The organism is Algoriphagus sp. (assembly GCF_024642405.1).
Classification (GTDB): domain Bacteria; phylum Bacteroidota; class Bacteroidia; order Cytophagales; family Cyclobacteriaceae; genus Algoriphagus.
In genome coordinates this window covers 1-11561 of record NZ_JAHEBC010000115.1, presented here as the reverse complement: position 1 = coordinate 11561, position 11561 = coordinate 1, and the positions used below count along the sequence as shown (strand labels likewise).

9 protein-coding genes and 1 pseudogene are annotated in these 11561 nt (G+C 35.0%); 4 read left to right on the top strand and 6 right to left on the bottom strand.

The window, feature by feature from the left end; translation table 11 throughout:
• From Q0L68_RS10470 to Q0L68_RS10445, 6 genes and pseudogenes are all read right to left on the bottom strand, one after another.
• Nucleotides 1-2898: pseudogene (locus Q0L68_RS10470) on the bottom strand (translocation/assembly module TamB); the annotation flags it as partial.
• Between the two features lie 244 nt (nucleotides 2899-3142).
• Nucleotides 3143-3568: a VOC family protein gene (locus tag Q0L68_RS10465; protein WP_296702647.1), complete on the bottom strand. Its 426-nt coding sequence runs from the start codon at nucleotides 3566-3568 to the stop codon at nucleotides 3143-3145.
• Nucleotides 3569-3570: 2 nt separating this feature from the next.
• A complete protein-coding gene (locus Q0L68_RS10460) occupies nucleotides 3571-4668 on the bottom strand; it encodes a ferritin-like protein (RefSeq protein WP_296702646.1) in 1098 nt (365 codons plus the stop codon).
• A 10-nt stretch (nucleotides 4669-4678) separates the two neighbouring features.
• The gene (locus Q0L68_RS10455) at nucleotides 4679-6364 is read right to left on the bottom strand and encodes a hypothetical protein (RefSeq protein ID WP_296702643.1); all 1686 of its coding nucleotides are present in this window, start codon (nucleotides 6362-6364) and stop codon (nucleotides 4679-4681) included.
• A gap of 194 nt (nucleotides 6365-6558) precedes the next feature.
• The gene (locus Q0L68_RS10450) at nucleotides 6559-6993 is read right to left on the bottom strand and encodes a VOC family protein (RefSeq protein ID WP_296702640.1); all 435 of its coding nucleotides are present in this window, start codon (nucleotides 6991-6993) and stop codon (nucleotides 6559-6561) included.
• A gap of 29 nt (nucleotides 6994-7022) precedes the next feature.
• On the bottom strand, nucleotides 7023-7619 hold the full coding sequence (locus tag Q0L68_RS10445; protein ID WP_296702638.1) for a hypothetical protein: 597 nt from the start codon (nucleotides 7617-7619) through the stop codon (nucleotides 7023-7025).
• A gap of 200 nt (nucleotides 7620-7819) precedes the next feature.
• Here Q0L68_RS10445 and Q0L68_RS10440 point away from each other — a divergent pair, with 200 nt between their 5' ends.
• The 4 genes from Q0L68_RS10440 to Q0L68_RS10425 form a co-directional block, all read left to right on the top strand.
• Nucleotides 7820-8356 (top strand): hypothetical protein, encoded by a 537-nt coding sequence (locus Q0L68_RS10440; RefSeq protein ID WP_296702636.1) that lies wholly within the window; start codon nucleotides 7820-7822, stop codon nucleotides 8354-8356.
• Between the two features lie 77 nt (nucleotides 8357-8433).
• Entirely contained in the window at nucleotides 8434-9534 is a 1101-nt protein-coding gene (locus Q0L68_RS10435; RefSeq protein ID WP_296702633.1) for an endo-1,4-beta-xylanase, read from the top strand.
• Between the two features lie 567 nt (nucleotides 9535-10101).
• Nucleotides 10102-10608: a hypothetical protein gene (locus tag Q0L68_RS10430; protein ID WP_296702631.1), complete on the top strand. Its 507-nt coding sequence runs from the start codon at nucleotides 10102-10104 to the stop codon at nucleotides 10606-10608.
• A partial coding sequence (locus Q0L68_RS10425) for a M64 family metallopeptidase (RefSeq protein ID WP_296702629.1) occupies nucleotides 10605-11561 on the top strand: 957 nt, incomplete at its 3' end. The genes Q0L68_RS10430 and Q0L68_RS10425, both read left to right, overlap by 4 nt.

The following is an 11561-nucleotide window of genomic DNA, read 5'->3' as shown; positions in this document are numbered from 1 at the left end:
GTTGAAATCTTCAAAATCTAAATTGTCTTTTGAATAAATAAGTAGGTTTGAAGCAGGGATTGACCAATTGTTTTTATTAAAAATTAAAGCTTCAGGTTCGATGTGAATATTTATTGAATCCCCTAAGAGTCCTAGGACTGAAGAGATATGATAGAGCTGTTCATCTCCCTCATAAGCATCAAAATCAAAGTATATTTTTGAACCAATCATCTGCCCTGAGATGAGAGTCTTATCCATATCTAATGGGCCCGAAGTCAGGCCCTGGAAACCTAAATCTAGTTTTAAATTGTCTTTGGAGGAATTGAGATTAAACTCTAAACTGTCTATAATACTTCCTGAATAGTTAATAAAAGGGAAGTTTATTTTTGAAGTTAAGGAATTGAGATTTTGATTAAAAGCTAATTGAATACTTCCGGAATCCAATTGCTCAAGACCTTGTAAGAACACCTCGCCTAGTATGGGATCATCAAAAATTGATAATTCCATATTCATCACAATATTGCTATCAAGGGCTACTTGGGATGAATCTATTTCTTCCAAATAGTGAAGGATATGGTTTTCTAGCGCCTGAGCTAATGCTGTTGGATTGGTGTTTGTTTCTATAAAGCCTTGTACCAATTTACTCTTAATCAAGAGATTGGTGGAATCTTGGTTCACAAGTGCCCGAAGATCAAGATTGCCAGTTTGGTAGGTTTTTTTGTCATATAAAACCAACCCATCATGCAGGAAAGCAGAGGCTCTAAAATCATCTAAATTTCCTTCCAGATTTGCCTCCAGCATAAGTTTAGCTCTAGCTTCTTTCGAGGAAAACCCAAGCTTATAAAAATCTGCACCTTTTAGATCCAATGCCAAGCCAATTTTTGAATTTATAGAATCCAATGCTACAGAGCTTACCAAATCAAAATCTAAATAGTCTGAATCAAGCAAAAGACTTATATCTCCTGCCCCATTGATGATGTCGCCATTTAATTGAAGGCCTGAGTAATCAGAACCATAAAGGTTAAGTTTCTCAAAATTGGATTGAAGGTTTGCATTCAGATTATAAATACTATTACCATTTCCATTGACTTTAAGATCAAAGGACAGAGTATCCAAATCTGGATTATTCAGCAAAACTCCCAATTGTAGTTGAGATAATTGCAGGTCTATGTCAAATGCCAGTTTTTCCAAATCCTGGTAATTTGCATCAAGAGTTATGTCACCTAAATCGGTAAATAAATTAAGATTTGCTTCTATGTCGGAAAGTGTGCCTTTTATATGGGCGCTTAAGTTTATTTGATTTGGAAATTGGATACCCAAATCGGATTCTTGGACAAAGCGATTTAGTGTTGATCGATTGCTACTTAGATTAATTTCTGGAAGATCGAAAAATAGAGAATCTACATTTAAAGCGTTTGAAATAAAACCATTGAAGTTTGCATTGCTTTCACCCCAATTAATATCAAATTGGTCGATTTCCAATTGAGACATTGTCCCATTAATTGTGAGATTTCCTTGAATAGGATAGGTGGCAATTTGCTGAAGCAAAGTGTCTTGAGCTAAATCTGGCGAAAAGAAATAACCATCCCGAATATCAAGAGATAAATCATCTACCATTAAATCTAGTCTCGACAGATCAGGTTTATCCAATAATTGTTGAATGGAGGAAAAAGCTATTTGTGAGTTTAAATTAAGGTGGCTGCGATTGGTTTCTATATAAAAGCGGGAAATATCTAATGTTTGTTGGTCTAGTTTGAGGCCTAAGATTAGTTCTTTTAGCTCAAATCCACTTCCTTCTAAAAAGTGAAATTTTTCTATATCGAGACTTGCTGAATTATCATCTAAATTGATATTTGAGACCAGAAGACTTAAGTTTTTAAGAATTATAATTTCAGGATTAAACTCTCCTTTTTTACTATCTAGATCTTTGGTTTTATAGTCGAGATAATTGTTCTCGAAGTTGATTTTTCCCAAAGTTACAGTCCATTCAGGCCATACAAATTCAAAGGGATCCGCTTCCGTCTCAATATCATTGCTTGGTTCGGGAATAGAAAAATCATGATATAAAATGGAAGATTCTGATAAGGTAATTTCATTGATATTCACTACTTGATTGGTTAGGTCAAGTTCGGGCATATCCAGACCCAATTGTTTTATGGTGACAGCTGCATTTTGGTTGTCTACCAGGTTTTCATAGGAAAGGTCAATGTTGGTTAAACTGAGTTGGTCTAGCCTGACATTGGGCAAAAGTGACTCTTCTTCACTTTCTTCAGATTCAGCAAAAGGCTTAGATTGCTTATAGCCAACTTTCGTGTCAGATATTGAAATGGACTCAATTCCAAAGACAAAACTCTCCAAGTCTAGGGTCGGAATAAAAAGTTCTAAATCTCCTAACTGAATTGAAGCTTCCATTCCTGCTATTTCATCCAAGTAGAGAATGTCAAAATCCCTCAAAGAAATAGGTGATAAAGATATTGCCAACGGTGATGACTCTTCTTCTAGTGTCGCTGAAGTATCTGTGCTATCCTGTGATGCGAAAGCGTCAATTAAATATTGAAAATTGAATGTGCCTCTTTCTTCTGGTCTTTTGATTCTTACTTTAAGGCCTTGCCAATCAAATTTACTTATGTGAATCGCACCATTTTGAATAAGTGGAATAAAGGAGAGCCCTGCTTCCAGTTCCTTGGAATATGCTAGTGTATCACCATCGACATCTGAGATATAAAAATTCTCTAGGTAAACATTTCCAGAAAATGTGACAAAAAGTTTATCTATTTGAATTTCTGCGCCTGTTTTATCCTGAAGATAAGAAGTTGCTTTGTCCACAATTATCCCCTGCCCCCATGGGCTTCGAATAAATAAGATCAAGGCAACACAAATTATCAATAGTATTGCTACTGATATACCAAGAATCTTCAAAAATTTGAGCAAATACTTTTTTATAATTTCAGATAAAAGAATGATCCAAGTACGAAGTTTGAATATCCTAAGTTAAAGACCAAGAAGTAAGCCAGAATGTTACGGAATAAATTATATTTCCACAAGGTTAAACCTAAAGCACAAGATTTAGTAATTAAGACAAAAACCTAAGAGGATAGTCTTAGGTTTTTGTCTTTCAGATTAACTGAAATCAGTATTTCAAGAATAATTATTAGTTATTTATCTATAGGTTTTCTCTGATAACCAGTGAATTATTATCAGGGTCTCTGAAAAAGAAAAATTTATCCACGAATCCTTCATCAGAGGTATTCTCAATAATGAATTCTCCGTCCACTTTATCGATGACTACTTTCTTTTCTTGGAATAGCTTAAGGGTTGACTCGATATCTTCGACAATAAAGCTAGGTACAGTCCCATTTTCTGGAATTGGATTAAATGGTTCTTTAATATCATTGTATAGACCAATAGCAACTGAATGATTTCCTCCATTATTAAAATTCATCTGGATGTAGGAGATTTCTTTTGGATTTTTAAGGATGCTATATCTTGGATCAAGGCTAAAGCCAAGAACATTTCTATAAAACTCTATGGATTTGTTTATGTCACTGATCGAAATTTTTATAACTGATCCTATTGAGGTAAAACTCATGACTATGAAGGTATTTTATTAAGGAGAGATTTTTCTGTTTCTGATAAATCTTCATCTGTTACGAATTCAAAACTAGGGCCTGCCATATAACCTGGTTCATTTGGATAAGGAGTGGCCAAAAGTTTACCGGCATATAACCTGAGTGAAAACATCAATCCCATGGCCTCATTGATTTGATCTGTCTGTCCATTAAATGTCAAATGCAAGCTTTTGAGCAGACAAGTGTAGGTATAGTTGAAAAGTTTGCTGTATTGAAAAGCTAAACTATCTACCGGGAAATCAGCCATTTTTGGATTGGGTTTCATATTTGGCACCTCCTTTTCAAAAAAGACAATTGCATCTCCCGAGTAAGAAAAACCAGATGGTGCAGTTGGGTCTCTTAGTAATTTTTTCCCCATATAAATCTCTTCAAATCTATAATAATGAGCAGGTTCTTCGGAAATCGTTTCATCAGGATTGACGAAAGGATCTTTGTCTGTTCCTTCTCCTTGATCCACAATTAAGTTTATACCATTAATTGCTGTCGTTTTATCAATAATTGGGAAAAGGAGCTTCTCAGGGAAGAATTTGGCAAAAGTGAGTTGTTTTGACGGATCACCTGTAAAAATTGTTTTTCTAGCTTTTTGAGCCTCAGATTCCAAAGAACAGATGGCCTTTTTTATTTCATTATAAAACTGTCCAATTGTCATTGAATCTTCTATCGTTGCCATTGCTTTGATATCAATGGGGTTTTCAGGCTCCTCAATCGACATAAACACATTTTTTATGAGAGGCAATGAGAACTTTTCCAAAGGAACAATTAGTCCTGAATCTACTCCTCCAGGAAGATGGCCGGGATATTTTGGGATAAACTTGGGATCGTTCAAACTCGGCTGCCCACCCACTGCGTTCATCAAATTACAGGCAATAGAAAGGTGAAGCATTTCTTCTCCTACAACTGATCCTATCAAATTCGAAATCTCATCATTGCCTGTATTTGTCAAGGTGAAATTTGCTGTTAAATAAGGAGGTATCGTCGAGTGCTCAAGTTCAATTGCAGTCTGAATGGCAGATCTAAGATCTTCAATAGTCTCTATTTTTATTGTTTTGAGAAAAATCATGGTTTCTAGATTATAGTTTTTTAAAAGTGATAGAGTCTTTAACGTCGGCTTGATTTAAAACAGAATTCAAATAGTTGATAATCATCGCTGATTTGTCCTTTGAAAGATCTCTGGTTGCAGGCATATAGTTAGGATCTTCTTTTTCCTTGCTAAATACAAACTTTAGGATTTCGGCATTATTATCTACAACTGATTTGTCTGCGAGATTAAAAATTCCTTTTGACATCAAAGGATAGAGATTTGCATATTGCTGCATGATGGGCTGAATATCTTCCCAGGTAGGATTTGCGACTTTCTTTGGGTCCACGCTGTCAAAAACCAGTAAACTGATAAAATTCGATTGATTACAATCTGAAAAATATCCATCACTGAAATTATAAGCCACTCCGTAAACTTGGCCATCAATGTATCCTCTTGGATTGCCTGGATCGCTGGCTTTGATTTTAATGATTGCCTTTCCATAGGAATCAGTAAGTGCTGTGGAAGGCAAGTTAATTGCCGATTTTGGAACACTGACTTTGGGAGGAGTTGGTCCAAATGGAGTATCAAATAATAGAAAAGAGATTTCTTTGCCAGCTAAAGGTTTACCTAGTTTTGAGGCATAAAGATCAACCTGACAGCTTTCTTCTGGATTGAGATAAAAAACAAACTTATCTGCGCAAACATATTCTTCACTTTCTTGGAATATTGGTTGTCCATTACCATCTAAAATCACAAGTGGGTATTGTTCCACCAAATCCATTTTATCAGCTAATGGAACTGAATTGATTCCAGCATCAACAGAATACCAATCCGATTTATCTAGAATAATTTCCCCAATAGTTACCAAGTCAAAGGTATCGTTTTGGCCTTTATTGACAGCCAATATTAAGTTGCTTCTGTCGATCAGCGTTCCATTGGGATTAATCTGAAAGGAATTTGCTAAATCAAGTGTGATTTGGTTTAGAGTTTTATCCAAGATAGCATTAGCATAATTCATAGAGCTGAGATCCATTGGAAAAAGCGGCCTTCCAATAGTGAAGAAAGTAGGTTCTTCTTCAAAATGAGGTCCTATGGATCCAACAATTCTACCTATTGTAAACTTGGGAGAGGTATTATCCATTTCATACAAGTCGGTCGTAAACTGAATGGAAAGCTGATCTTTGCTTACAGAAAATAACTCATTGAGATATCTGGAATTACAAGAATCTATGTCCCAGGAAATGTTTTTTAAAACTGACTGAAAGATTGCCGCAGCTCTAGTGTCTCCGCCAAGTTTTGGAGCTCTTCCCATCCAGATATTTGTAAAAGACGCAACTTCATAATCGGACTTGATCACTTCCTTTTCGCCAGATACTAAGCGGACTACCAATCCCCAAAGCGCAGAAACCATTTGTTGCTGAGAATCTAAATCGACGATTTTACCAGCAACTTTAGTATTAGAGTCCATGATTGTCATTCCAATAATCGGATCCTCTTGAGGATTGCTTGTAGAAGTTCCATCCAAATAAGTGACACTTTTTACCCCACAGCTTAAGAATCTCCAACTTCCAGTACCCTCTGGATTCCACCATCCGTTAGATGCTCCTGCTCCCCATTTCTGGAAATTTGGCTGGAAAGATTCATTGTTGAAATGCGTTGGATCATTGTTGACCGTTGAAGGGTCTGCTTGGAATTGCCCCGAAAAAGTCAATCGGGGAGAATTTAAATAAGACATGATTTAATTTTTAAAAATATGATTCAAAAAGAAAGATTTAATTTAATCTTTGTGCCTTAAAAAAGCCAATATTTTATCCTTTAAATCGCTTATTTATAATAGGTTACGTTTTTAATAGTTTCAAAGAGAAAAGAGCTTATACAAAATACGATAAGCTTATAACTATTGGGGTTTGAAATTCAGAAATTCAGTTTTTACTCCTCACCTTCTATCAGTGAATAATTCACCATCCATCCAATCCCGAATTTATCTGTAAAACTTCCGAAATAGGAACCCCAAAACGCTTTTTCATAGGGCAATTCTATTGTTCCTCCTTTGGATAAGCCATCAAAGAATTTCTTTCCTTGTACTTTAGAATCAGGCATTAGGGAAATGTGATTATGGTTCCCCAACTTCAACTTTTGCCCCAAGCTTGGCAAGGTGTCGCTAGCCATAATTTTAACTTCTTCGGATAGCTTGAGTGTGACGTGCATGACACGTTTTTTTTCCTCCTCGCTTAAATGAACCATTCCAGGTATTTCACTGAAATAGTTGAAATCTCCGTCAAACTCTCCTCCCAGGATTTCTTTATAAAATGTCATGGCTTCCTTTGCCTGACCGTCAAAATTTAAATAAGGATGAATTTTCATAATAATATGGTTTAAGAAATGATTTGTTTTTATTCTAAGCTTTTGAGACGTCTTTTTTCCAAATAAAAACTCAAACCAGATATAACCAAGCCTAATAAGACAACTGTGCAAGCTGCGACCCAATTTATATAGGAAATCTGTATAGCTATAAATTGTAAGGATAGACCAGCAAGCCAAACTAAATGACCATTTATCGTTCTTATACTTCGGGTTTTTACATCATACTGACTTTTTCCTTCATCCATCAAAGGCATGAAAAAATCTCTATACTGCCAAAGTAAAATTAAGTTTAAAAGCATTAAAAAAGATAGAACTAAAGGTGTTCCTCTCCATTCTAAAGAAATGGTAACCATCAGGATATTACCGATTAGAGGAATCATCATAATACTCCCAATTAACTTGTAGCGGGTAGTTACTAAAAGGTATCCAATTACGATTTGGCTTAATGCAATGAATTTTCCATAAAACCCAAGGCCATAAGGCTCGAGTTCTTCGATTAGCCAGACAGGACCGATCCATCCAAAAAATTGATGTTCATAGAATAACTTTGCCATTCCTGCTCCCCAGAAAGTGAAACCTAAGAATATTGAAATTCCTTGGATCATCAGGTAGGGAAGATTTTTCATTGGAATCAGTTTTTTAAGTCTTATAAAAATATCGATTTCTTAATATAAAAGATAAATCATTTTGGAAGCTGCTTATCATTTGGGTTTGAATTATTTAATGCTTTAAAACTTTTTGATGAGAAAAGAATAAAGTTCTGCTCCGGTATTATTTAACTAAAATTTCTTGAATTTTCTTATTTTCGATCACTAAACCATTATTTATGACAGCAAGTGAATTAGCTCCCGGAAGTAAACTTACCCATCCTAAATTCGGTTCGGGAATGATCTTATCGGTAGATGAGACCTATTACAAAATTTATTTTTATAACGCTGAAGAAGTCAAAACTTTGGCTAGAGACTACGAAGGTTTCTCTGTGGAGGAAGCGAAAATTCCTGACTTCCCGATGTTGACGATGAAAGATGTAGAAAAAGCGATCAGAGAGGCTTTGTTGCAAACTTCAGAAAGGGCTCCAATTGTTCCTCTCGGGGGAAAATGGATAGGAGGAAATGTGGTCTTTGAACCGAATGACGAAAATCTCCAATCTAAAGAAATTCCGATGGCCACTTTCTTTCATAAAATTGTAATGGTGAGGGAGAAGCTTCGGGTATTGGAACAAAACATCAATAATCATCCTAAATTGGATGATGAAGATCGAGTACACTTACAGCAATACATTACACGTTGCTATGGATCTTTGACCACATTCAATGTCTTATTTGCCTACAAAGAAGATCAATTCAAAGGAAGTGGATCCTAAGATTTGAGATAGAAGATTTAAGAATTTGGAATTGAGTATTTTAGTTAAAAATTTTAAAAGATTAAACTTTTATTATAATGATAAAAAAAGCCTTCCTTTTTTTAACGATAACCTTGCTTATGGGATTCCACAAGCCCAAAGAGCATGGCATGAAGGACATTTTTAAAGACAGCTTTTATATTGGTGTTGCATTAAATTCCCAGCAAGTATCGTCTGAAGCGACACAAGAGCAAGTACTAATAACGACTCATTTTAACAGTCTAAGTCCAGAGAATGGTCTTAAGTGGAGCTTGGTTCACCCTAAACCTGAAGAATACAATTTTCAGTTTGGGGATGCCTATGTGGCGTTAGGGGAGAAGCTTGGAGCTTTCACGGTTGGTCATTGTCTTGTTTGGCATCAGCAAGTTCCCAATTGGGTTTTTGAAGATGAATCCGGAAATAGATTGGGAAAAGAAGCACTGGTGTCTAGGATGGAAAATCACATTGAAACTGTGATGGGCAGGTACAAAGGGAAAATTCATGGCTGGGATGTAGTCAATGAGGCATTTAATGAAGATGGGAGTTTTCGTGAATCAAAATGGTTTGAGATTTCTGGTATGGATTTTATCAAAGCAGCTTTCAAAAAAGCCAGGGAAGTAGATCCTAATGCCGAACTCTACTACAATGATTACAATGTCTGGAAAGCTTCCAAAAGGAAAGGGATTCTGGATTTTGCCGAAGAAATGAAAGCAGAAGGAATTCGAATTGATGCAATTGGAATGCAAGGCCATTACCTTTTGGAAAGTCCTTCTATCGATGAGATTGAGCAAGGAATTATTGAAATAGCCGAAGCAGGTTTCAAAGTTGCCATTACCGAATTGGATGTGGACATTTTGCCCAGACCAAAAAACTCACAAGGAGCAGATTTGAATATTAATTATGCTAATTCTGCAGAATTCAACCCTTATGTCGACGGCGTTTCAACAGAAATAAAAGAGAAGTTCGCTCAACGATATGCTGATCTTTTTCAATTATTTGAAAAGCATAAAGATAAAATTACCCGGGTTACTTTTTGGGGATTACACGATGGAAGATCCTGGTTGAATAACTTTCCTGTTAGAGGTAGAACCAATTATCCACTTTTGTTTGATAGGAATTTGGAGCCCAAAATAGATGTGATCAAGAGGATAAGTTTCTAAGAAGTAGAATTTAAGATTTAGACTTTAATTAATTATTAATTTCAATTGTTTTTAACTTTAAAAGTCAGAATTTATTTTTAGATAAATTTGATTTTTATCCCATTTGGGGTATTGTTTAATAGAGTTAAAGTATAGAACTTTAAGAGTATTTAATTTTAAAATTATTATGGAATATTTTTTAGTTCAAATTTGCATCTCACTTTGAATCGTAATTTTTCAATAGTTCAAGACAAAGTCTCAGCATGGGATATCTTGACCACTAGTAACCATTCAAATGAGTTTACCGGGTTATCTATTATCACTCATTTAGGTAAGAAAGTCAGATGTTTTCCATTCCAAACCTATGCTATGGATGAAATGAGAAGCAAGAAGTTTCGCTTTGAAGTAAGTATCCCATATTTTGATTTTAGTGAATAAGGGATTTTAAATGTATCGAAAGGGGCCAAACTTTTTTTGAAGATTTGGATTTAGTCTTTTGGATACGAAGAATCAAAGGAAAGTGAAGACCTACAAATAAATCATACAAAGAATAATATATACTTAAGTGAATCTTGACAATCATTTTTTATGAAATTCATTCAAATTTTCTTTACTGTCGTAATCACTTTTTCTCTCTTTTGTTGCAGCGCAAATAAAAATCCTATGGCTAAACCGGTTCATTCAGATGAGGTTTTAAAAGAGTCAAGCCCCGAAATTGTAATCATAAATTTCTATTTAAACTCCTTAGACACTGTTAAAATAAATGAAGTCTATATAAATGTTGGAAAACTAAGAGTGTTAAATGGCAATGAACGAGAATTACGAGAAGGGGATTTGGTAATAAGCCTTACGGACGAAAGTGAAACTAATACCGTAAAGTCCATTGTAGAAAATCCCCTGCTTAAAAAAGTGGAATACAGTAATAATACTGCTTCTGGGGAAATCAAGTCTGAAACCTTAGAATTACAAGAAGTGAATTTTTTTATTCGAACTCAATATGAATTCTGGTTTCAGAAAATAAAAGTTGAACGATTAGAAGGAAATGAATTAAAACTTTTAAATGTATTTCCATTTTTCAAACCCAGAATCCAATGAAGAAACAATTAATATTATTTCTAGTTTGTTTTTTACTTTTTGGGGTATTCTCCAAAACTCTTGCTCAAGTTTTTCCAATAGACTTAATTTCCTATAATAGTTCCCCTGACCAAGCAATAAATTTTGTAGTTATGGGAGATGGATACAAAGCGGATCAACAAGATAAATTTATTCAAGATACCAAAAGAGCTATTGATGTAATGTTTCAGCAAGAGCCATGGTTATCCCATGTTAACGATATTAATGTTTATGCCATAAAAGTAGTTTCAAATGAACAAGGCGCTGCTAGTGATCCTTCCGAACTAATTGATAATTATTTTGGATCTACCTTTAATTATGCTGGAATAGAACGTCTTCTAGTTCCACTAAGAACAGGAAAAATTTTGGATGTTCTTAACAGCAATGCTCCTTTTTTTGACTTACCAATTATCATAGTAAATGATAGTAGATACGGAGGTTCAGGTGGCTATTTTTCAACTTTCTCATCTGGCCCATCTTCAGAAGAGGTTATGATTCATGAAATTGGGCATTCATTTAGTGGATTAGCAGACGAATATTGGGCCGGCGATCAATATGCTGTTGAAAAGCCTAATTTAACTCAAGACAATAATATAGAGACGAATAGGTGGAAAAGTTTACTAAATGTTAATGGTGTCGGCATATTTTCTCATGAAGAATCTCCTACATGGTTTCGCCCTCATCAAAACTGCAAAATGCGTTTCCTTGGTAGAGAGTTTTGTGAAGTATGTCTACTTCAATTAAACAATACTATCGATTTATATACTCAAACTTCAGCATTAGATTTACCGATAGCATTTTTTGGTGCCAACAAATTAGAAATTCTGGAGCAAAACACTGTTAATTTTTTTGACTTAAGTACTCAACTTCCATCCAGTTGGAACTGGAGTTTTCCAGGTGGAACACCAGCCACAAGTAATTTGCAGAATCCAATT